Consider the following 21500-nt stretch of genomic DNA (forward strand, 5'->3'; position numbering starts at 1 on the left):
AAGCTTCTGCGCGGTGCGGCCTCACAGGGGCGGCCACGGGCAGGCGCGCGGGATGCGCGCATCCCTCCGGAGGTCCGACGCGAAAGGGAGAATCACGGGAACGGCGGATGCAGCGCCTGCTCTCCCTGGGCGGAAGACGCAGGTGCTGCTCCCGCTTCGCCCGCCTGTGCGCCCACCCGACGGGCTTGCGTCAGTCCTTTCGCCCGCGAAACCCCTTGGCCAGCACATAGAGCTCCGGGCTTTCCTTGCGGCTCGACGGCGGCTTGATGTGCTGCACCGTCTGGTAGTCACGCTTCAGCGTGGCCAGCAGTTCATTCTCGGTGCCGCCGCGGAAAACCTTGGACAGAAAGGCTCCGCCCGGTGCCAGCGTCTCGCGCGCGAACTCTGCCGCCACCTCGAAGAGGTGGGTGGTTCTCAGGTGGTCGGTCTGGCGATGGCCGGTCGTGGGCGCGGCCATGTCGGACATGACGAGATCGGGCGCGTGACCGCCAAGCGCCGCCATGATCGCGTCCGGCGCGTCGTCGTCGAGAAAGTCCTTGAGCAGCAGGCGCACGCCGGGAAGGGCCTCGACTTCCAGATAATCGATGCCCACGATGAGCGGATCCTCGTCGGTGGACCCGGTGACCGTGGCCGCCACCTGACACCAGCCGCCAGGAGCCGCGCCCAGGTCGACGATGCGCATGCCGGGCTTGAGGATCTTGTGCTTCTCGTCGATCTCCAGGATCTTGTAGGCTGCGCGCGAGCGGTAGCCATCGATCTTGGCGCGGCGGACGTAGGGGTCGTTGAGCTGCCGTTGCAGCCAGCGCGTAGACGACGTGGTCCGTCGGCGGGCCGTCTTGACCCGCTCGAACATGCCGCGATCGCCGCGGCCACGGCCGGATGTGCTCATCTGTCTTTCCTTCCGCGCGCCCTGTGGCGCGCCCCCGAGCTGCGCCGCCAGACATTGTCGGCCGCCATCAGCTCCATCAGCATTCCCTCGCGCAAGCCCCTGTCCGCCACACGCAGGCGCTGGCAGGGCCAGCGACGCCGGATCGCCTCGAGGATCGCGCAGCCGGCGAGCACCAGGTCCGCCCGGTCGGCACCGATGCAGGGGTTGTCGCAACGCTCCTCATAGGGCATCGAGCGCAGCCGCTCAATCATAGCCGACACATCCTCGGAATCCATCCAGGCACCATCGACCCGGCGGCGGTCGTAGCGCTTGAGACCGAAGTGCACGCCGGCAAGCGTGGTCACGGTGCCGGAGGTTCCAAGCATGTGAACCCTGCCGTCACAGATCGCCGCCGAAAGCTCCTCGCCCAGGGAGAAATCCTCCAGATGGTGGCGGGCATCCTCCACCATCGCCTCAAAGTCGTCCGGCGACACATTGCGGCCGCCGTGACGCTCGGCAAGGTTCACCACGCCCACCGGAAGCGAGATCCAGGCACGGATGAACCGGGTCAGCGCCACGCCGCGCGCGCCGCAGCGGTTGCGCAGGTCAAGCCAGACGATCTCGGACGAACCGCCGCCGATGTCGAACAGGACGACCCCGTTGGCGTCGGGATCGACCAGCGAGGCACAGCCGGCGACCGCCAGCCGGGCCTCGGTTTCCCGGGTGGCAATCTCCAACGAAAGGCCGGTCTCCTGGCGCACCCGCTCGATGAAAAGCGGGCCGTTCTCGGCCGCACGGCAGGCTTCCGTTGCAATCAGCCGGGCACGCTCAACGCCCCTGTCCAGCAGCTTGTCGCGGCAACACGCCAGCGCTTCAAGCGCCCGGTCCATGGCGGATTCGCACAGCCGGTTGGTATGACCAAGCCCCTCGCCCAGCCTGACGATCCGCGAGAAGGCATCGACGACGCGAAAGCCGCGCTGTTCGGGTCTGGCGACAAGAAGCCGGCAGTTGTTCGTGCCAAGATCAAGCGCCGCATAGAGACGCCGGTGCTCGGGCAGAGCCTCGTCCTCGCGGCGAAAGGCCGGACGCTCTGCGCCGCCGGCGCGACCGCGTGGCGACAAGGCGCCATGGCCGCTGCCCTGGGCGCTGCCGCGCGGGCCAGCCGCACGTCGGCCCGGCTCGCCCTGCATGCCGGAGCCTGTCGCCGCCCCTCCCGGAGATCCGGCTCCTGGGGCCCGGCGGCCGCGTGTTTCGTCGGCCGCAAAACCGCCCCGCTGGTCGGACACCGGTGCCCGCCCGGTCTCGCTGGCGCGCCGCTCGGCCCGGTTCGGGCGATGCCGCTTGCGCCCGCCACGCTTACGGTTGCCGCGCGGGGCGGCCTCGTCCTGCTGAGCGTTTGCCGTCCCACTTGCCGCACCGCCGCCAGACCGTGCGCACGGCAAAGCGTCGGTGTACGCGGCTGGTTTCTCGGGCACGTCATGTCGATGTGATTGCGTCTCGCGACCGGACGGCCCGTCCTCCGTGCGGCGCGTTTCCCCCGGACAAGGGGGGGCTCCGCCAGCGAGCAGCCGGCGCGCACCTCTCCTGCTCCCGCCCTCGCCGTCGGGATTGGATGTCGCTATCGTGCCGTCCCGGCGCGAACCGGAAACCGAAGCGGCTTCCGTCTGCGCCGCAATCGCTTCCGAACCGGATGCGGATTGCCTGCGCTTTCTCCTGGAACGGCGGCGCGGGCCCTTGCCTCGACCGCCGTTCACCGGCATCGCACCGGGCCCCGGCCGGCCGTCGCCCGGCCCAGTCGGTCCCGATTCGCTCAACTTCTTTTCCTCGCCGGCGCCATTGCGCCTCTGGCCGGCCTCGCGGAGGAGCAAGCCTCTTGCTCGCGGACGACCCAATCCGGCCGTCACCCCGCCGTTGGCGCTTCCCGCGCCGTCCGGCCCCTATGTTGGGTTAATCCCAGTCTACCATCATATTTTCCGCCCGCAACGATCCCCGTCATTCGCCGGCGACGTCACGGAACTTCGGCACCTCGACGAAAAAAAGATCCACAGGCCGGATCACGATTGCGCAAGGAGGCTTGACAGCGCGGCCTGAGATTCCTAAAAACCCCACCAAGGAAACGCGGTGGCCGCCACGGCCCACTCTCTATGACCTTCGGTCATGCGCTGTTTCCATGGCTTTTGGGGAATAGGTTAACGGTAGACCCACGGACTCTGACTCCGTTAGTCCTGGTTCGAATCCAGGTTCCCCAGCCAACCACCTGCCTTCAAATTACATTTTCGGGTTTACCAACGGATAGCTGCGCGGTTTCCGCGCGCTTGGCGGGCACGAATCCAAGCAAAAACGGCAGCTCTGGGCAAAACTCACCCCTGAATCTCCGAACGTCTTGACCTGCTCCCCTGATTGTCCGCGCTGATAAGCCCTGCTCTGGTTTTAGGCCTTTCGCGCCCGGATTGCGATCGTCCGGGGTGAGTCCTTCGAGGCTCGTGTGTGGTCATTTCAGATTGTACTCGTTTTTCCAGTCTTCGATGACCTGCCGGGCATGGCGATAGCTGCGGAGCAGCAACGCGCTCCAGGTCGGACGTTTACCCACCCCAGAGCTTGGCGCCCAATACCCGCCGTTCGACGCAGTGCCCGTCAAGGCCGGTTGCGCGGGCGAGCCGGCCGTACGGGACTATCAGAATAGGCCCGTTTGGGTGCATCGCCTCTCAATGAAAGGCCCTATCCGGCACTTGCGTCAGGACGTCCTGTCCGTCTGCGCGACAACCGCAGTCCATCGCGCATGTTAAGTCCCAGCAAGATGATATTGACGGCACCTGCAATCAACTCAACCGCCTGCACCACATAGAAGCTCATATCGAATGCACCCGCCTGCGCCTTGAAAGACAGATACAGCGCGGAGGGGATCAAGATCAGAATGCCATTGGCAGCAATGAAGGGCATCCGTTTTTTCTTGGCGTTGATCAACGGACCGCGCATTCGTTTTCCCAACTGGAAACCCGAGCCGCCCGCGGCCACCAGGGCAGGGACAAGAATAAAAAAGCCGTAAGGAACCAACGTCTTGACTGTCGTGACAGCCTGTTCTCCGGCAAATGCCTCGGACAAGGCGGTAGAGATCCAAAAACACAGGATCGTAAGAAGCGCAACGGCGCCGGCGATAGGATGGATGGTTCTGGACATGACGAAATTCCTCGATCCGATGAAATATGAATAGCTAGCTATATATCAGTTGAATAGCGAGCTATGCAAGTGGTATCAATCTTCCATGGCGTTTGAGAAAAATCAGTCAGCGGGGTATCTCGCGAACCACATGGCGCGCATCTTCGCGCATGGTCTAACTGCGCGGATCAAGCCTCTGGGTCTGACCACCGGCACTTTCCCCGCGCTTCTGGAGTTGTGGGAGACCGACGGTTTGACCCAGAAGCAGCTCATCGAGCGGCTCGACATCGAACAAGCGACAATGGCCAACACATTGGCGCGTATGGAGAGAGATGGTCTGGTTGCCCGCAAGAAGGATGCGAACGACGGACGGGTTCAGCGCGTCTGGCTGACCGAGCACGCCCGCGCACTGCAGGGCCCGGCCATAGCGGCGGCGCAGGAAGAGAATGCGGTGCGGCTGGCAGGTCTCACTGAAGATGAAAAACGTCAATTCGTCGCACTGCTTCAGAAGGTCATAAAAACCAGGATGCCAGGCGAGCGGGGCGATAGGTGAACCGAAATTTGCGTAAAGCCGACGTCCGCGCCCGGACACAGCGTCCGTCATCCGGGTTCGAAGCAGACCTTCGCTACGCTGTCTCTAAGCGGTAGCAGAGCCCCCATGTCAGACATTCTACCGCAGGCCGACGGCTCCAAAGAGTGGACTGGCGACCAATGAGTGCGGTGTCTGACTATGAGCTGTTAGCTGCTGACGGGGAACGAGAATTACTCATCTGAAACGCTCCGAATACAGGTTAGACAATACGTGCCTTGGAAAAGCGGAAATCGATGCCAAGCTTGGCCGCCTCGATCGCGTCATGCAGCGGACCACTCATGAAGATCACCGAATTCAATTTGGGGTCGATCCAAATGTCAGCTCCATCTAATGCCGATGCCGATACTACAATGTCCCCATTGTTCGGTTCTATTGCCCACCAGCGTCGAAAACCGGTCGTCGGATTCTTCGGCCCTGGACTGAGTTTCTCGCTTTCTTCCGGCAGCAGGCAGTCCTTCTGTGATCCGAAATTGAGAAAGTAGAAAGGGCCGGGGAGTCGCGTGGTCTTGTCCATTTCGTAGATGGGAAACTCCACCAACTCCCCGTCGCCCAGATCGAATCGCTTGAGCAATTCAGCCAACTTACCCTTGACGCAAAAAAAACCGTCGACGGCAAAAAGGTCCTTCACCCGGGACCAGCGTTTCGGATCGAACACATAGGCCGCCTCGACGAATTCATCCCGGCGGAGTTTTTCACCCCGCGCATGACGATTGAAGCGCTTGGCTTGTTCTTCTGTCGGGGTACCCATCTCGAATTTCGGCGGCGCCCAGTCCTGACCAAAGTGCTTTTCACGAATGCCCAGCTTGTCGAAAAGCTGAGAATTGCTGCCAACAGTGCCGACCCAGATCTCATCCGGCATTTCAATCGTCTCCAGCTGCATGCATCGTCTTGAGGGTTGTCAGGTACGCAATTGCGACCGCCGCGCGCCTCGTCCTGCCGCAAGCTCCCATTTCAATTGCCGACCAATCAAGCACCGTCATTGCGACACCCCGGCGACGGGCGGTCCAAACACCCTGAGACGATCTCCCAAATCGTTTCGAAGTCTGGCGTGCAGCCGTTCGCGCACCTCCTCCGGCCCGGACACGACAAGGACCCAGGGGATCTCGCCGCTCGTCCAGTCCCGGGGTGCGATGCGAAAGGGGATTCCCGCCTCCTGCTGCGCCTTGAGCCTGGCGTCGACATCCTCCGACACCTTCGCCCACAGGGCGACGCCGAGCGGTACCGTGACGCCGCTGTCCTGACCGCCCCTGCCCTTCACCTTGCCGCGCAGCGTCAGCAACTGATTTGAGGTGCCGGGCGGATAGACGAGCCATTCCAGATCGGCCAGCGCCGCGTGTTTCCACACGGGATCGCGCGCAAGCAGCGCCACGATCTCGCCGAGGCCGGCGTTGAGGCCTTTCACCGCATCCGCGATCCGGGAGCCGGCCGGCAAACCGTCCTGCGTCGCGCCGCTGGCATCAAGGGAGGCCGCATTCGAACCATCGGCCGCCAGCCTTGCAGCTGGCGTGTCCGTGGCGTCGTTCGTATGTGTGGTGTCGTCATCAGCCCCGCACGCCAAGTAGCGGGGAAGCCCGCAAACTATCACTGCCCAAAGCGCGCACATTATGATATCTGGCGGCATCGCAAAGATGGTGACCATGACGCTGAGTACCGACTCCCCCTCCACATCCCCGATCGCCGACATACATCCGGCCCTCTCTTCCGCCTTGATGGCCAAAGGCTATAGCCAGCTGACTCCGGTTCAGTTGGCGATGACGAATGAAGAGTATGGCGAAGCCGATCTGCTCGTATCCGCGCAGACCGGTTCGGGAAAAACGGTCGCCTTCGGTATTGCGATCGCGCCGACATTGCTTGGTAGTGCCGAGCGCTTTGACGCAGCTGCCGCACCGCTGGGCCTGATCATCGCTCCGACGCGCGAACTTGCCATTCAGGTTCAGCGCGAACTCGATTGGGTCTACGCGGCGGCGCAGATCAGGATCGCGACCTGCGTCGGCGGCATGGACATCCGCAACGAACGCCGCGCACTCGCACGTGGCGCTCATCTTGTCGTGGGCACACCTGGGCGCCTGCGCGATCACATCACGCGGGGGACGCTGGACCTCAGCGCCGTTCGCGCGGTGGTGCTCGATGAAGCCGACGAGATGTTGGACCTCGGGTTTCGCGACGACCTGGAATTCATCCTCGGCGCGGCACCAAAAGACCGCCGGACACTGCTGTTCTCGGCGACCGTACGGCGCGGCATCGCCGAGCTGGCCAAGACGGTGCAGACCAATGCGGTGCGCGTCGCGACAACCGCGTCCACCGAGCAGCATGCCGACATCGAATATCAGCTGATGCTGGTGCGGCGCGACGAGCGGGAACACGCCATCATCAATGCGCTGTTGGAGTCCGACAGCAAAAGCGCCCTGGTGTTCTGCCACACACGTGAAGCGGTTCGCCATCTCACGGCGCGCCTCGTCAATCGCGGCTTCTCGGTGGTTTCGCTTTCGGGTGAAATGGCGCAATCGGAGCGGTCAAATGCGCTGCAATCCATGCGCGACGGACGCTCGCGTGTCTGCGTGGCGACCGATGTCGCGGCGCGCGGCATCGACCTTCCGAACCTCGACCTCGTTGTCCACGCCGACTTGCCAAGCAACCCGGAAACCCTGCTGCACCGCTCCGGACGGACCGGTCGCGCCGGACGAAAGGGCATCTGCGTGCTCATCGTTCCGGAAAACAGGCGAGGCGCTGCTCAGCGCGTGCTTGCATTGGCCAAGCTGACAGCGACCGTGCGCGCGGCACCCGGCATTGCGGAGATCGAGGCGCGCTATCGTCGGCAGATCCTCGATGCAGCCGCCTCGGCCGCGCCGCCTGACGAGCTGGAAGCGGATTTTGTGGCCGAGTTGCTGGAGCGGGCCGGACCGCAGCGCATTGCAGCGGCGTTCCTTCGCCAGCAACTGGCCACTCACCCCGTTCCCGAGGACCTCTTGCCGCTTCCCAATGAAGCCTTGCAAAGCAAGAATTCCAGTCGTGCGCGTCGCTCCGCAGACGAACATGCGCCGGTTCGCGAGCCCCGCGGCCCTAGCATGGAGGGCGGCGTCTGGTTCACCATCTCGCTTGGGCGCCGGCAGCGCGCCGATCCGAAATTCTTGCTGCCGATGATCTGTAACGCTGGCGGCGTGACAAAACGTGATGTCGGCGCGATCAAGATCGACGATACCGAAACCCGTTTCGAGATTTCCGCCGACAAGGCCGCCAGCTACGCGAAGCAGATCGAACAGCCTGGCAGCCTTGAAAAAGGCATCATGATCGCCCCGGCCGGTGAGATGCGCGGGAAGCCGTGGCAGGCGAAGCCGAAATTCAAGAAGGACGGCGCTCCGGCCAACAAACACAAAGCCCCTGCGGCCGATCGCGGCAAACCATCGAAACACAAGAGCCGCAAGCCCAAGCGCCCTGACTGATCGGGGCGGCTTGGCTCGCCCCCGCACCGGTTGAGCATGATCGCGGCGCGCGTGAGGAGGCGGACGCGCCGGAGCGATGTTTTGCGCACCCGCCGAAGCAGGCATCGACGGGTCTCACGTTGTTCAGGCTCTCCTGGCAACGCTGGTGGTTCCAGCGCTAGACAACCCCGACGATTTACAGCTTCTCGGATGAAGGATACCCCGTTCTTCGTCGCCCCCATTCGCGATCGTGCTTTGTTGAGCAGACGGTTTTCGAGCGTCAGGCCCGCCAAGCATTTCTTCAGCGTACGGCCTCGCGATGCAGATCCTGCGCCGCGCCGGTGTTCGCGACACAGGCAGTGTCGCCGACAAGGCGGCGCTTGCGCGCGCTGAATGTCTCAGCCTGGTGCTGCCTCACGCTGGGGGACACCGCCTCTCGTGGATATGTCTTGATGTCGAATGCAAAACGGGCGCACCGACTTGCGATGCGCCCGTTGGATAGCCTGTCGGCTGTGTTGTATCGAGGCGTCAGAGAGCAGACATCCGCTCGACGGACCAGCTTTCACGAATGCTCGCCAGCATCGTGTTTTCCGTCGTGAAATCGCGTCCCGTATAAGCGCCCGCCAGGGCGATGCCAGCCTCGTGCAGGGGCATCGGGACACCGGCGAGCCGGGCCAGTTCGACCAGCGGCACCAGTCCGAAGGGGATGTCTTCGGTGAGGTAGCGGGTGTCGATCGATGTCGGCCCGGGCGTACGCGGTCCCTTCGCACTGACCTGCGAGGCCATCTCGGAGACAGAGCCGGCCGAGATCCCGGGGAAGGTGCGCAGATAGTGTTCGAAAACGCTGCGCACGTTCAGCCCGAAGCGCTCGGCCAGCGCCAGCCGCTCCGTATCGAGCCGCTCGATGACCCGTCCCACCGCCGGCGTGATATTGGCGTAATTGTCCCAGTCCTCTCCCGTTTCGATGCGGGTCAGGTTGGCGAGCCCGTTTGCCAGATGGATCGGCGGGTTGAGATTGCTGAGCGCAACGGCGAGCGCCCCGGGCAGGCGATGAAAGCGCTTGCCGAAAAGGGCCTCGCAGATCTCGCCACTGTCGTCGGGCGTGCGCGCGCCGACCGTTGCGTAGTCGATCCGGTCACGCAGCGTGCTGGAGACGATGCGGCCGTCGGGACGCCTTTGCGCGGTGGCCACGGTCGTCGACCAGGCCACGACGGGAAGCCCCCTGCCCGCGGCTGCGAACCGCTGGTGGGCGTAAAAGGCACTGAAGGACAGCTCGGCGCTGAAAATCAGCGTCTGGGAGGGACGCACGTGCGGCAACAACGCCTCTACCAGGTCCTGCACCCCCGGTGCCCGGCGCGTGCAGATCAGCACGTCGGCCCAGTCCGCCGCCTCGCCGATGCTGTGCGCGTGGTGCACGCTGCCACTGAAGGCGACGGCGCCTTCTACGCGAAGCGCGGTTTCTCCAACAGTCCCGCACGAGCGGGTGGCGATCCGGACCTCGTGCCCGGCGTTGAGCAAAAGGGCGGCGTAGGCGAGGCCGATGGCCCCGCCACCAAAGATGGCGACTTTCATTTCTGTCTCGCGATTCTGGCAGATATCCTCAGCCGGCGAGGGCGAAGGATTGCGGGAAGAAGGTCTTGGGAAGGAACAGGAAGACCTCGGGCAGGAAGACGACGCCGAGGATGACGAGGATCGTCAGGCCGATGATCGGCAGCACCGCCATGAAGGCGCGCGGCATGGGCACATTTCCGATCTGGGCGGCGATCAGCAAGCAGATGCCGTAGGGCGGCGTGGTGAGCCCCATGGCAAGCGACAGGCAGACCACCAGCCCCATGTGGATATCGGAGATATGGGCGATCGACGTCAGTTCCTGGATGATCGGCAGGAAGATGATCACCGCGGTCATCGGGCTCAGCACCGTTCCGATGATCAGGCAGAAGATCATCACCATCACAAGAACCGCGATCGGCTGGTCGGAGACCGAGAGGATGAAGTCGGCGACATCGCGGGCAATGCCCATGTAGGCGATCAGCCAGCCCATGATGCCGGCGGCAGCAACCGCGAACATCGGCAGCGAATAGGCAACGACCGTGGAAGACAAAAGCTCGAAGAGCTGGCCGACCTTGACGGTCCGGTAAAGCACCACCGCCAGTATCAGACCAACAAGGGCGGCAACCGAGGCCGCCTCCGTGGCGGTGAAGAAGCCGCTGGTGATGCCGCCCAGGATGATGATCGGAATGAGCAGGGCCGGCGCGGCGCGGCGACCTGCCTTGAGCTTCCCAGAAAGGTCCACCTTCTCCGCGTTGGCCACGTTGTAGCGGGTCGCGACGTAGTAGGTGTAGCCCATCTGCGTCAGGCCGATCAGGACGCCCGGCAGCAGGCCGGCGAGGAAAAGCGCGGCGATCGAGATGTTGCCGAAGGCACCGTAGATCACGAAGAGGATCGAGGGCGGGATGATGACGCCGAGCGTCGAGGACGTCGCCGTCAGAGCCACCGCGAAGGGCGCGGGGTAGCCGGCCTTTGTCATCGCCGGGATCATGATCGCGCCGACGCTCGCCGTGTCGGCGGCGGCCGAGCCCGACATGCTGGCGAACATCATGCTGACCAGCACATTGATGTGGCCGAGCCCGCCGCGGATATGGCCCACCATCGTCTGTGCGAAGGTCATCAGCCGGTCGGTGATGCCGCTATCGTTCATCAGCCGGCCGAGCAGCAGAAAGAACGGAACGGCAAGTAGGGCGAAGGAGTTGATGTTGGAGACCATCTGGTTGACCACCGACGTCGGCGGCAGGCCGAGCAGCAGGACGGTCAGCAGCGAGGCGACGCCAATGGCGAAGGCGATGGGCACGCGCAGGGAAATCAACGCGAGGAAGCTGCCGAGAAGGACGATGATGGGGGTCATTCCACGACCTCGCTGCGAATGACGGTGCCGGCCCGCAGGGCCTTCAGATCGCGGATCGCTATCTCGACCGTGAAGAGGATCATGACCGCACCGCTCAGCGCCACGCAGATGTTCTGGTAGAAGAGCGGATAGCCGATGGAGAAGGAATAGCGCCGCCAGCCGAGCTGGGCGTAATCCCAGCCGCTGGTCGCCAGCACCCAGATCAGCGGAAAGCCAAGCACCAGGGCCAGCAGCTTCAGCACGCCGTTGGTTCTGACGAAATGCTCGGGAAAGATCTCCACCACGTAGTGGAGCCCGCGCCGGTAGCCGACCGCAGCCCCCAGGAACACCGTCCAGATAAAGCAGAACATCGCCAGTTCATCCGTCCAGACGAAGGACATGGCGATGAAGTTCCGGGCGAAAACCTGGAACAGGATGACGACAATGAAGGTCGCGAACAGAAGCCCGCCGACCGTCGTCAGAATTTTCTCAATTGTTGAGTTGACCCTGGAAAGCACACTGTTTCTCCCCTTGCGGCGAGGCGGCCAGTTACGGCCGCCTCGCCGTGCCCATCAGTCGATGTTGCGGATCAGTTCCAGCAGATCGGTGACGCCGAGGTCGGCAGCGACCTCATCGTGAAGCGGCCTGACGATCTCGATGAACGGGGCCTTGTCGACCTCCGTCACCGTGATCTGGCCCGCGGCGACATAGGGCTCGAGCAGGGACTGGTCGTATTTGATGCCGGCGTCGATAGCGACCTGCGAGGCATGCGCGGCCGCACGCATCAGCGCCGCCTGGTCGTCCTCGCTCAGCCGGTTGAAAGCCGCCTCGCTCATGGTGATGTGACTCACCATGAACTGGTGCTCGGTGCGCGCGTGATAGGGCGCGACCTCATAGAGCTTGTTGGCGACATAGGCGCTGATGGTGCTCTCGAATGCATCGACCACACCGGTCTGCATGCCGGTATAGAGCTCGGTGAAGGGAAGAGAGGTCGGCAGCGCACCCGAGGTCTCCCACATCAGCGCATCCATGCGCGAGCCAGGCACGCGCATGCGCATTCCGGCAATGTCCTTGATAGAGGTGACAGCACGGGTGTTGTTGGAGAGGTTGCGCACGCCGCCGCCCGTCAGGGCGAGCAGCTTGAGGCCGGTTCCGCCTTTCACGTAGACCTTCTGGAAATAGTCCGAGATAGCGCTCTCGGGAGCCACCGCCTTGCGCAGCACCTCCTCGTTGGCGAACAGGTAGCTCAGGCTGAAGAGCTGGTACTCGGGGAAGAAGGGCGTCGCCTCCTGCGTTCCGCCGATCAGCAGGTCGATAGTGCCCATGCGCATCTCGTCGAGCGCCGTGGCGTCCTTGCCAAGCGCGCCGCCGCTGAAGATCTGGATATCGACGCGCCCGTCCGTCGCCTTGAGCATGTCCTCGCGCAGCACTTCTGCTGCGTCGAGCCACGGATGAGGCGCATTGGCCTGGGTGGAAAGGCGCAGCGTCTCAGCGCTCGCGGGCAAGGCCATCGCAATCGCGAGGGCAGAAATAGCGGTCAGGCGGCCGATGGTGCTCATCGTCTTTTCCTTCAGTGTCCCCTTGGTGATTTTGCCATGGGACAAAAGCCCCGTGGTTGACAGAGGGTCGGGCCGTATCATCATAATGTCAAATTGCACCTTGGCATTTAATCATGCGTGGAAATTATGAAAGAAACCGGCCCGACCGATCAGCTACCGCATATAACCATCCGCCAAATCGAGGCTTTTCGCGCTGTCATGCAAACGAACGGCATGACCTCCGCCGCCCAGATGATGTCGATCACGCAACCGGCGGTCAGCCGGCTGATCGCCGACCTCGAATTTTCGCTCTCCTTGAAGCTGTTCGAGCGCAACGGACCGAAGTTGCGCCCCACCAACGATGCCCTGCGCCTGATGGAGGAGGTCGAACGGGTCTTCCTCGGCCTGCACCAGGTCGAGCAGGCGGCACGGAAGATCCGCCGTTTTCCGCAAGCGCTGATCCGCATCGCCGCTCCGCCCTTCCTTTCGCTAGGCTTCGTTGCCGTTGTGGTAAAGGCGCTAAAACACCGTTTTCCAGAGCTGACCTTCAGCATACACACCGACACATCCATCGCGATCGCCGATCAGGTCGGACGTGGCCAGCACGACCTCGGCTTCTGCACCTTGCCCAGCGGCACGTCCGACGTGCGCATCATTCACGAAACCGGCGTCGACGCGGTCTGCATGATGCCGGCGGACCACCCGCTTGCCACCCATGACGTCGTTCAGGCGCGACATCTGAAGAACGAGTCGCTGATCGTGCTCGGCCAGAGCGGCGGCATTCGCCCGCAGATCAACGACGTCTTCTCCGGGGCCAAGATCGCTCCCAACATCGTCGCGGAGATCCTTTTCGCCGCAACCGCCGGCAGCCTCGTCCGGCAGGGCATAGGCCTCGCGCTCATGGACCCTTTCTCGGCCCGGGCGACCGTGTCGGAGGCAACGGTGATCAAGCCGTTCAAGCCACGCGTTCGCCTGATGTTTTCCGCGATCACCCCGCTTCATTCGAAGCTGTCCGCACCGATCAACTGGATGCAGGACGTGCTTCGTGACGAGATCGAACCAACTCTGGCGCGGTGGGCGTTCACCTAGCGCCAGGGGTGCCGTTCATCCCCGCCGGACCGACAGCGCACGCAGCAGCACATCGCGGGCAAAGGCGACGCGCGGGTGGCGCAGAGCGCTCTTCTCCCAGACAAGATGGAAGGTGTTTTCAGGAGAACGGATCGGCGCGGGGATCACGACCAAACGCCCTGCCCGGCGCTCCTCGATCGTCAGATAGTCGGGAAGCACCGTCCAGCCGACCCTGTTGAGCAGCATTGCCCGCAAGACGCGCAGATCGGCAACGGTCACCGCCGGCGCGCGTCCGGGCAGCGACAGGCCGTTGACCGAAAGCCAGTCGCGCAGAAGCGGCCGGTCGAGGTCGTAGGCGATATGGGCAGTGTCGCCAAGCGCGGTCGCCAGATCGGCGCAAGCCGCGATGCGCGCGGCCACCGCCGGAGCCGCCACGGCGAGCAGCCTCTCCACGCCGATCGGCTCGAAGGCGAGGCGCGGATCCTCCAGCCGCGAGGCTGTCAGCGCCAGATGCACACGGTCCTCCAACAGCATCGCATAGAGCGCCTCGCGACCGCCGATGTGCAGGCGCAGGTCGAGCCCTGCCGTCACCAGCGCTTCCAGACACGGCGCGATATTCTCCGCAAGGTAATCGGAGGGGGCCGCGATGTGGACGGTCCCCGACAGCCGCGCCGAGCGCGCCTTGACCCCGGCAAGCGCCGCCTCGGCGACATTGAGCGTATCGCCCAGGTTCGCCGCGAGATCCTCGGCGATGATCGTCGGGCGAACACCGCGGGCATGGCGCTCGAACAGCGGGCGGGCGAGCTGGGCCTCCAGCGCGGCCACATGCTGCGAGACGGCGGGCTGGGTCATGCCGAGAACGCGCGCCGCCTCGCTGATGGAGCGCTGACGGTAGACCTCGACGAAGGTTCTCAAATGCTGGATCGACATGAGCAGTCCATAAAATATTTTATGGCTGCTGTCGATTTGCCTTCTGTGGCTCCATGCCATTCCACCACCATATGCCGATGCAGCACAAGGAGAGATCGAATGCGACACTCACCTCGAATTCTCATGATCGCCACCTCCGCATCGACCATGGGCTCGTCCGACGAGCCGACCGGCATCTGGCTGGAGGAACTGACGACGCCCTATTATGCCTTCCAGGACGGTGGCGCCCACGTCCTGCTGGCCTCGATCGCAGGCGGCCCCGTTCCAATCGACCCGCGCAGCGTCAAGCCTGCCGGCGAGAACGATGCCTCCGTCGAGCGCTACCTGGCCGACGACGACTTTCGTGCCAAGGTCTCGCAGACACCGGCATTCGACGCACTCGACCCGAACGACTTTGACGCTGTTTTCCTGCCCGGCGGGCACGGAACGATGTTCGACTATCCGCAAAACGCCGCGCTGGCCGGTATCGTCGAGACGATGGACAGTGCCGGCAAGTTCATCGCGGCGGTCTGCCACGGTCCGGCCGGCCTGGTCGGTGCGCGCAAAGCAGACGGCACACCGTTCGTTGCGGACCGCCGTGTCGCGGCCTTCACCGACAGCGAGGAGCGAGCCGTCGGCCTCGACAAGGCGGTGCCATTCCTGCTTGAAAGTCGGTTGAGGGAACTCGGCGCCCGGCATGAATCGGCGCCCGACTTCCAGCCTTTCGCGATCCGCGACGGCAATCTGGTCACCGGCCAGAACCCGGCCTCCGCCGGCATAACCGCGGATCTCTTGATGACGACACTGAAGGAAGGGAAAACTGCATGACCACCCAGTACCTGCACACGATGATCCGCGTCACCGACCCTGATGCGACGATCCGTTTCTTCAACATGCTTGGTCTCGAGGAGACCCGGCGCATGGAGAGCGAAAAGGGCCGCTTCACCCTGATCTTCCTGGCCACGCCGGAAGATATTTCCGAGAAGGGCAAGCGGGCCAAGGCGGAAGTCGAGCTCACCTACAACTGGCCCGCGGAAGACGGCAGCGCCGCGGAGACCTACTCGGGCGGCCGCAACTTCGGTCATCTCGCCTATCTGGTGGACGATATCTACGCGACCTGCCAGACGCTGATGGACGCTGGCGTCACGATCAACCGCCCGCCGCGCGATGGCCACATGGCCTTCGTCAAGACACCGGACGGCATCTCGGTCGAGCTGCTCCAGGCCGGCGAAGCCAAGGCTCCGGCAGCGCCCTGGGAAACGATGCCGAACACCGGGAGCTGGTAACGCACCTCATGGCAACGCCAAGGCTTTTTGAGCCGATCTCGGTTGGCGGGCTCACGCTCGCCAACCGCATCGTGATCGCTCCCATGTGCCAGTACAGCGCCGAAAACGGCGAGATGAACGACTGGCACCTGGCCCACCTGTCCCAGCTTGCCCAGTCGGGCGCCGGGATCCTGACAATCGAGGCGACCGCGGTCTGTCCGCAAGGCCGTATCAGCTTTGCCGACGTCGGCCTTTGGAACGACGCGACGGAAGCCGCCATGGGCCGGGTTCTCTCAGCGGTTCGCCGCTGGTCGGACATGCCTGTGGCGATCCAGCTCGGCCATGCCGGGCGCAAGGCATCGACCGACCTCCCCTGGCGTGGCGAGGGGCAGCTCGCGCCCGATCATGCCAACGGCTGGCAGGTGGAGGCCCCCTCCCCTGAACCGCGCCTGCCGGGGACTGCCGCGTCCACACCGCTCGACGCGGAGGGACTGAAGCGAGTGCGCGAGGCTTTTGCCGACAGCGCACGGCGCGCCGCGCGCCTCGGGATCGATGCTGTCCAGATCCACGCAGCCCACGGCTACCTGCTGCACCAATTCCTCTCGCCGCTCTCCAACCGACGCGAGGATGACTACGGTGGCAGCCTGGAAAACCGGATGCGGTTCCCGCTGGAAGTGTTCGACGCGGTGCGCGCGGCATTCCCCGCCGACCGGCCGGTGACGGTGCGCGTCTCGGGCAGTGACTGGGCGGACGGCGGCTGGAACGCGGAGCAGACCATCGCCTTTGCGAAGGCGCTGGAGGCGCGCGGCTGTGCGGCGATCCACGTGTCCAGTGGCGGGCTCGATCCGGCGCAGAAGATCCCCATCGGCCCGGGCTATCAGGTGCCGCTCGCCCGCGCTGTCCGGCAGGCGGTGGACATGCCCGTCATCGCCGTCGGGCTGATCACCGAACCCGAGCATGCGGAAGCGATCCTGGGCAACGGCGACGCCGACATGATCGGTATCGCGCGCGGCATCCTCTACGACCCGCGCTGGCCGTGGCATGCAGCGGCGCGCCTCGGCGCGCAGGTTCGTGTCTCCCCGCAGTACCTGCGCGCGCAGCCCCGTCTTCACAAGGATCTGTTCGCGCCCCGCTAACCGCACAAACACCAAAACGGGAGAAGGGCAGGACGGCCGATGCCGCCCTGCCCTTCTTCTTGCGAAATGCCGTCGTCGATCGATCAGGGGATCGGCGGCAGTCGGGCTTCGGGCGCCTCGGCGTTTCCAACGCCGTGTCCCGCAGCGGTCTCATAGGCGAGAATGGCTCCGGCGAGATCCTCGAGCGCCGCGCCAACCGACTTGAAGAGCGTAATGTCGTCATCATCGCGCAGGACAGCGAGCCGTCCGCCGGTGAGATCGAACAAGTCGCCCTCGATCTTCTCTTCCGACAACACCCCCGATTCCAGCGCCTGGACGATATCACCGCCTTCCTTGGTCGCCCCTGCAAGGGTGTCGACGAAGACGCGCGCCCGCGAGATAGCCTCGTCATCGCTCTCGCGCATCGATGGCTTGAATGCGCCGACGAGATCGAGATGGCACCCCTTGGGCAGCCACTCGCCGAGCACGACCGGAGCTTCCGAAAGGGTTGCACAGCTTACGATGTCGGCGGTTGCAACCGCGCTCTTCAGGTCCTCCACCGGCCTGGTCAGGATATCGAGTTCCTCGGAAATCTTCTCGGCGACGGCGGCGGCCTTCTCGGGGTCGCGCCCCCATACGGAAATGCGCGACAGCGGCCGAACGGCGGCATGGGCGGCGGCGAGATTGGTCGAAAGCCGGCCTGTTCCGACGATGACCAGATGGCGCGCTCCCGGTCGGGCGAGATAATCGGCTGCAAGCGCGGAGGCGGCGGCAGTGCGCCGCGCGGTCAGTTCCCCACCATCGACGAGCGCCAGCATCTCCCCGGTGGTCGCATCGGACAGCATGTAGCTTGCCATCACGGCGGGAAGCCCGCGTGCGCCATTGCCGGGGATGACCGTCGCAAGCTTCACCCCGAGGTAGCGACCCGGCACCCAGGCCGGCATCAGCAGCAGTGTCCCGTCAGCCTCTCCTGGCACCTTGAAGTCATGGTGATGACGGACGGGCATCTCGCATCCGTCGCGAAACATCGCGCGCAGGGCCTCGATCAGGGCTGACCAGTCGAGAGCCTCGCGTGTCGCGGTTTCGTCGAGTTGCAGCATAAGGCATCCTTTCGGAAGTCGTGGCGGGATGATCGGACCGGCGTGCCGGCCGGCCGATCATGGCGTCAACCTCGCCCCGGCTCAAGGAGAAGCCGTGCCAGCACGCAAGGGAGCTACCCGGCGATGCTGCGCGCACCATCGAGGATGAGCCGTGTGGCGATGCCCGCGTAGTCGTCGCGACTGACCGGCCCTCCCTCGCGAAACCAGAGATAGTGCCAGTTTATCATGCCGAAGAGGCTCATGGTCACCGGCATCAGCAAGGTCGAACCATTGCCCAGTGACGGCACAGCGGCAACGAGCGCTCCGGCGAACTGCTTCACCAATGCGCGCTCGCGCTCCTTCAGTTCCTCCTGCTGCTCAGCCGGCAGGCGTTTCATCTCGTTGATCTGGATCTTGTGCTCGGCGTTGGCGTCACGATAGGCATCGAGCAGAGCGCTCACATAGGCACGCAGGCGCGCCTCGCCATCGCCATCCTTCGGCGCGGCATCCTCGACCGCGCCGATCAGGTCGTCGAGGTGGTCGCGGATGATGTCGAAAAGCAGAGCATCCTTGTTGGCGTAGTAGTGGTAGACCAGCGCCTTCGAAACCCCGCAGGCAAGCGCAATCTGGTTCATCGACGCGCGATCGAAGCCATGTTCGGCGAAGAGTCCCGCCGAGGTCTTCAGGATCGCCTTGCGCTTCTCGTCGTAGTCGTCAGCGCGCGGCCGAGCCATGGCCGTCTCCGTTTCTCGCGCGACGACGGGCCTTCCGCCCGCCATCGCGCCGGTTTCGTTGCTGCCCTAGCTTTCCTTGGGCCGATTGTCGATGACGCGCCGGGCCTTGCCCATCGAACGCTCCATCGTCTCCGGGTCGGAGACATGGATACGGGCGCTGACACCAATGACGTTCTTCAGATGCGCGCGCAGTTCCGCCGCGGCGGAGGCGCGATGCGCGTCATCCGCGTGCGAGGCGAGCGCCTCGACATGGACGGTCATTTCGTCCATGCGACCGGTGCGTGTCAATTCCACCTGATAGTGGGGCGACAGGCCATCCACGCGCAGCAGCTGCTCCTCGATCTGTGTCGGGAAGACGTTGACACCGCGCACGATCATCATGTCATCGGACCGGCCGGTGATCTTTTCCATGCGGCGCATTGAGCGGGCCGTTCCCGGCATAAGGCGGGTCAGGTCGCGGGTGCGGTAGCGCACGACCGGCATCGCTTCCTTGGTAAGCGACGTGAAGACCAGCTCGCCCACCTCCCCATCGGGCAGCACCGCGCCCGTCACCGGGTCGATCACCTCCGGATAGAAGTGATCCTCCCAGATGTGGAGTCCGTCCTTGGTTTCGACGCACTCGTTGGCGACACCCGGCCCCATCACCTCGGACAGGCCGTAGATATCGACGGCATGCATGTCGAAAGCCTGCTCGATTTCCTGACGCATGGCGTTGGTCCAGGGCTCGGCGCCGAAGATGCCGATCTTGAGAGACGAGGAGCGCGGATCGATGCCACGTGCCTTGTACTCATCGAGAATCGCCAGCATGTAGGACGGTGTCACCATGATCACGTCGGGCTTGAAGTCCTCGATCAGCGTCACCTGACGCTCGGTCATGCCGCCGGAGATCGGCACGACGGTCATGCCGAGTTCCTCGGCGCCGTAGTGGATCCCGAGGCCGCCGGTGAACAGGCCGTAGCCGTAGGCGACATGACAGATCATGCCCGGACGGGCGCCGGCGGCCCGCAGCGAACGGGCGACCACCTGCGACCAGGTGCGGATGTCGTTGCGCGTGTAGCCGACCACCGTCGGCTTGCCGGTCGTGCCGGAGGAGGCATGGACGCGCGAGACTTCCTCGCGCGGCACGGCAAACAGGCCGAAGGGATAGTTGTCGCGCAGGGTCTGTTTCTGCGTGAAGGGGAACTTCGCCAGATCCGTGAGCGTCTTGAGATCGTCCGGATGCACTCCGGCGTCATCGAAGCTCTTGCGGTAGTGGGCAACGTTTTCATAGGCGTGGCGCAGAGACCACTTCAGCCGGTCGAGCTGAAGTGCGCAAATCTCGTCGCGCGAAGCGGTCTCGATGGGTTCGAGATCGCCGGCCTTGGGCGACAGGTCAAGCATGGTTTTCCTCCCGGAACGTGCAAGGATATTCTGTTCGTGAAATATCGGCCGGATCAGGCGGCCGGCCCTCCCGCTGCGGCCTCTCCCTCGGGCAGGAGCGTGCCGCGAATCGTGCGTGAGTTGCCGCGGAACTCCGCCACGGTCTCCCCCGCTTCATTGACCACGGTGACATCGGTGATGCCGGAGCGCCCCTCGCGCCAGCGCTCGACAGCCGTTGCCACCAGCCGCTCGCCGAGCCGGCCGGGGCGCAGGAAGCTGACCGAGCAATGGCTGGCGACCGTATTCTGGTTGTGACTGTTGCAGGCGAAGGCGAAGGCCGAATCCGCGAGCGTGAAGACGAAGCCGCCGTGGCAGATGCCGTGGCCGTTGACCATCGTCTCGCCAACGGTCATGGCGAGAACCGCGCGGCCCGGCCCGACCTCGATGATTTCCATGCCGAGGCCCTGGCTCGCCCGGTCGTTTTCCCACATGGCGTCGGCGCAGGCACGCGCCAGCGCGTCGCGGTCGAGGCCGCGCGCATCCATCGTTCCACCGCTCATCGTCCCGTCTCCCCGTCGTCCGGCGCGCAGCCAGTAAAGGCCGGAGCCCGCTTCGCCATGAAGGCGGACACGCCCTCGCGGTAGTCGGGCGAGCGGCCGGCGCGCCCCTGGAGATCGCGCTCCAGGTCGAGCTGCGTGTCCAGGTCGTTGACGGTTGCCGCCTCCATCGCCTGCTTGATCAGGCCGAGCCCATAGGTCGGCGCGGTGGCGAGCCCCGTGGCGAGTTCCATGGCCCGCTCCATGAGCTCGGCATCGGGAACGGCCTGCCAGATCATGCCCCAATCCTCGGCCTGTTTCGCCGGGACGGGCGTGGCGAGCATGGCGAGCGCCTTGGCGCGGGCAAGGCCGACGAGCTGCGGCAGCGACCAGGTGCCACCGCTGTCCGGCACCAGGCCGATTTTCGAGAAAGCCTGGATGAACTTGGCGCTTTCGGCCGCCAGCACGATGTCGCAGGCAAGGGCGATGTTGGCCCCGGCCCCTGCGGCAACGCCGTTCACAGCGCAAATCACCGGCTTCGGCAGCGCCTTCAGACGACGCACCAGCGGATTGTAGTTGGCCTCGATGGTCTTGGTCAGGTCGGGAGCCGGACCGTCGTTCGCGACGACGCGATCGGACAGATCCTGTCCAGCGCAAAAGCCGCGTCCGGCGCCCGTCAGCAGCACACAGCGCACGCCCGCGTCGGCCTCGGCGACGTCAAGCGCCTCGCGCAGGGCCGCATGCATCGCCTCGTTGAAGGAATTGAGCTTGTCCGGCCGGTTCAGCGTGACGACGAGCACGCCGCCGTCCCGCGTCGAGAGAACCGGCGCGGCAGTGTCTGCCTGGTCCATGAGACCTCCCTTTTCGTTCCATCCGTATTGTTTCGCCGTCACCGGCCAGGCCCTCACCCGCCCAGGGACCGAATGGCGAAACGTGGATTTTTAACTTGACTGACCAACCGGTCGGTAAATTATTATGATC

21 protein-coding genes, 1 tRNA gene and 1 pseudogene are annotated in these 21500 nt (G+C 64.4%); 7 read left to right on the forward strand and 16 right to left on the reverse strand.

Annotation, left to right across the window (positions count from 1 at the left end):
• Positions 1-190 precede the first annotated feature (190 nt).
• Both ACSLUQ_RS09685 and ACSLUQ_RS09690 read right to left on the reverse strand, forming a co-directional pair.
• Entirely contained in the window at positions 191-889 is a 699-nt protein-coding gene (locus ACSLUQ_RS09685; protein WP_417773942.1) for an RlmE family RNA methyltransferase, read from the reverse strand.
• Entirely contained in the window at positions 886-2628 is a 1743-nt protein-coding gene (locus ACSLUQ_RS09690; protein WP_461808489.1) for a Ppx/GppA phosphatase family protein, read from the reverse strand. Before ACSLUQ_RS09690 ends, ACSLUQ_RS09685 begins: the two co-directional genes overlap by 4 nt.
• A 418-nt stretch (positions 2629-3046) precedes the next feature.
• On the opposite strand from ACSLUQ_RS09690, the gene ACSLUQ_RS09695 reads away from it, so the two are divergent.
• A tRNA-Gln gene (locus ACSLUQ_RS09695) sits at positions 3047-3120 on the forward strand.
• Positions 3121-3586: 466 nt separating this feature from the next.
• On the opposite strand, the gene ACSLUQ_RS09700 is transcribed toward ACSLUQ_RS09695, so the two are convergent.
• Entirely contained in the window at positions 3587-4045 is a 459-nt protein-coding gene (locus ACSLUQ_RS09700; RefSeq protein WP_461808386.1) for a hypothetical protein, read from the reverse strand.
• Between the two features lie 85 nt (positions 4046-4130).
• On the opposite strand from ACSLUQ_RS09700, the gene ACSLUQ_RS09705 reads away from it, so the two are divergent.
• The gene (locus ACSLUQ_RS09705; protein ID WP_461808387.1) at positions 4131-4577 is read left to right on the forward strand and encodes a MarR family winged helix-turn-helix transcriptional regulator; all 447 of its coding nucleotides are present in this window, start codon (positions 4131-4133) and stop codon (positions 4575-4577) included.
• A gap of 238 nt (positions 4578-4815) precedes the next feature.
• Here ACSLUQ_RS09705 and ACSLUQ_RS09710 read toward each other — a convergent pair whose 3' ends face one another.
• Positions 4816-5496, reverse strand: coding sequence for an imm11 family protein (locus tag ACSLUQ_RS09710; protein WP_461808388.1), 681 nt, complete (start codon positions 5494-5496; stop codon positions 4816-4818).
• Between the two features lie 96 nt (positions 5497-5592).
• On the reverse strand, positions 5593-6255 hold the full coding sequence (locus tag ACSLUQ_RS09715) for a toxin-activating lysine-acyltransferase (protein WP_461808389.1): 663 nt from the start codon (positions 6253-6255) through the stop codon (positions 5593-5595).
• Here ACSLUQ_RS09715 and ACSLUQ_RS09720 point away from each other — a divergent pair.
• The gene (locus ACSLUQ_RS09720; RefSeq protein WP_461808390.1) at positions 6254-8056 is read left to right on the forward strand and encodes a DEAD/DEAH box helicase; all 1803 of its coding nucleotides are present in this window, start codon (positions 6254-6256) and stop codon (positions 8054-8056) included. The genes ACSLUQ_RS09715 and ACSLUQ_RS09720 overlap by 2 nt on opposite strands.
• Before the next feature lie 178 nt (positions 8057-8234).
• Here ACSLUQ_RS09720 and ACSLUQ_RS09725 read toward each other — a convergent pair.
• The 5 genes and pseudogenes from ACSLUQ_RS09725 to ACSLUQ_RS09745 form a co-directional block, all read right to left on the reverse strand.
• Positions 8235-8435 (reverse strand): annotated as a pseudogene (locus ACSLUQ_RS09725) (IS3 family transposase); the annotation flags it as partial.
• Between the two features lie 128 nt (positions 8436-8563).
• On the reverse strand, positions 8564-9607 hold the full coding sequence (locus ACSLUQ_RS09730; protein WP_461808391.1) for an NAD/NADP octopine/nopaline dehydrogenase family protein: 1044 nt from the start codon (positions 9605-9607) through the stop codon (positions 8564-8566).
• A gap of 28 nt (positions 9608-9635) precedes the next feature.
• Positions 9636-10937 (reverse strand): TRAP transporter large permease, encoded by a 1302-nt coding sequence (locus tag ACSLUQ_RS09735; RefSeq protein WP_417774370.1) that lies wholly within the window; start codon positions 10935-10937, stop codon positions 9636-9638.
• Positions 10934-11434, reverse strand: coding sequence for a TRAP transporter small permease (locus ACSLUQ_RS09740; protein WP_417774369.1), 501 nt, complete (start codon positions 11432-11434; stop codon positions 10934-10936). Before ACSLUQ_RS09740 ends, ACSLUQ_RS09735 begins: the two co-directional genes overlap by 4 nt.
• 54 nt (positions 11435-11488) lie before the next feature.
• Complete coding sequence (locus ACSLUQ_RS09745) at positions 11489-12475, reverse strand: TRAP transporter substrate-binding protein (protein ID WP_461808392.1); 987 nt, start codon at positions 12473-12475, stop codon at positions 11489-11491.
• A 126-nt stretch (positions 12476-12601) separates the two neighbouring features.
• On the opposite strand from ACSLUQ_RS09745, the gene ACSLUQ_RS09750 reads away from it, so the two are divergent.
• Complete coding sequence (locus tag ACSLUQ_RS09750; RefSeq protein ID WP_461808393.1) at positions 12602-13543, forward strand: LysR substrate-binding domain-containing protein; 942 nt, start codon at positions 12602-12604, stop codon at positions 13541-13543.
• 15 nt (positions 13544-13558) lie between these two features.
• On the opposite strand, the gene ACSLUQ_RS09755 is transcribed toward ACSLUQ_RS09750, so the two are convergent.
• On the reverse strand, positions 13559-14452 hold the full coding sequence (locus ACSLUQ_RS09755; RefSeq protein ID WP_461808394.1) for a LysR family transcriptional regulator: 894 nt from the start codon (positions 14450-14452) through the stop codon (positions 13559-13561).
• A gap of 99 nt (positions 14453-14551) precedes the next feature.
• On the opposite strand from ACSLUQ_RS09755, the gene ACSLUQ_RS09760 reads away from it, so the two are divergent.
• From ACSLUQ_RS09760 to ACSLUQ_RS09770, 3 genes are read left to right on the forward strand one after another with little or no spacing between them, the layout of a single operon-like run.
• Positions 14552-15259 carry a type 1 glutamine amidotransferase domain-containing protein gene (locus tag ACSLUQ_RS09760; protein ID WP_461808395.1) on the forward strand — a complete coding sequence of 236 codons (708 nt, stop codon included), beginning with the start codon at positions 14552-14554 and terminating at the stop codon, positions 15257-15259.
• Entirely contained in the window at positions 15256-15717 is a 462-nt protein-coding gene (locus tag ACSLUQ_RS09765; RefSeq protein ID WP_417774364.1) for a VOC family protein, read from the forward strand. The genes ACSLUQ_RS09760 and ACSLUQ_RS09765 overlap by 4 nt, the downstream gene beginning before the upstream one ends.
• Before the next feature lie 8 nt (positions 15718-15725).
• Positions 15726-16832 carry an NADH:flavin oxidoreductase/NADH oxidase gene (locus ACSLUQ_RS09770; protein WP_461808396.1) on the forward strand — a complete coding sequence of 369 codons (1107 nt, stop codon included), beginning with the start codon at positions 15726-15728 and terminating at the stop codon, positions 16830-16832.
• Positions 16833-16915: 83 nt separating this feature from the next.
• On the opposite strand, the gene lhpI is transcribed toward ACSLUQ_RS09770, so the two are convergent.
• From lhpI to paaG, 5 genes are all read right to left on the reverse strand, one after another.
• Positions 16916-17911: a bifunctional Delta(1)-pyrroline-2-carboxylate/Delta(1)-piperideine-2-carboxylate reductase gene (gene lhpI, locus ACSLUQ_RS09775; RefSeq protein WP_417774362.1), complete on the reverse strand. Its 996-nt coding sequence runs from the start codon at positions 17909-17911 to the stop codon at positions 16916-16918.
• Between the two features lie 113 nt (positions 17912-18024).
• Positions 18025-18624: a TetR/AcrR family transcriptional regulator gene (locus ACSLUQ_RS09780; protein WP_417774361.1), complete on the reverse strand. Its 600-nt coding sequence runs from the start codon at positions 18622-18624 to the stop codon at positions 18025-18027.
• A gap of 66 nt (positions 18625-18690) precedes the next feature.
• Positions 18691-20004, reverse strand: coding sequence for a phenylacetate--CoA ligase PaaK (paaK, locus tag ACSLUQ_RS09785; RefSeq protein ID WP_417774360.1), 1314 nt, complete (start codon positions 20002-20004; stop codon positions 18691-18693).
• Between the two features lie 53 nt (positions 20005-20057).
• Positions 20058-20543, reverse strand: coding sequence for a hydroxyphenylacetyl-CoA thioesterase PaaI (paaI, locus tag ACSLUQ_RS09790; RefSeq protein ID WP_417774359.1), 486 nt, complete (start codon positions 20541-20543; stop codon positions 20058-20060).
• Entirely contained in the window at positions 20540-21370 is an 831-nt protein-coding gene (gene paaG / locus ACSLUQ_RS09795; RefSeq protein WP_461808397.1) for a 2-(1,2-epoxy-1,2-dihydrophenyl)acetyl-CoA isomerase PaaG, read from the reverse strand. Before paaG ends, paaI begins: the two co-directional genes overlap by 4 nt.
• Between the last annotated feature and the right edge of the window lie 130 nt (positions 21371-21500).

Source organism: Stappia sp. ICDLI1TA098 (genome assembly GCF_054880955.1).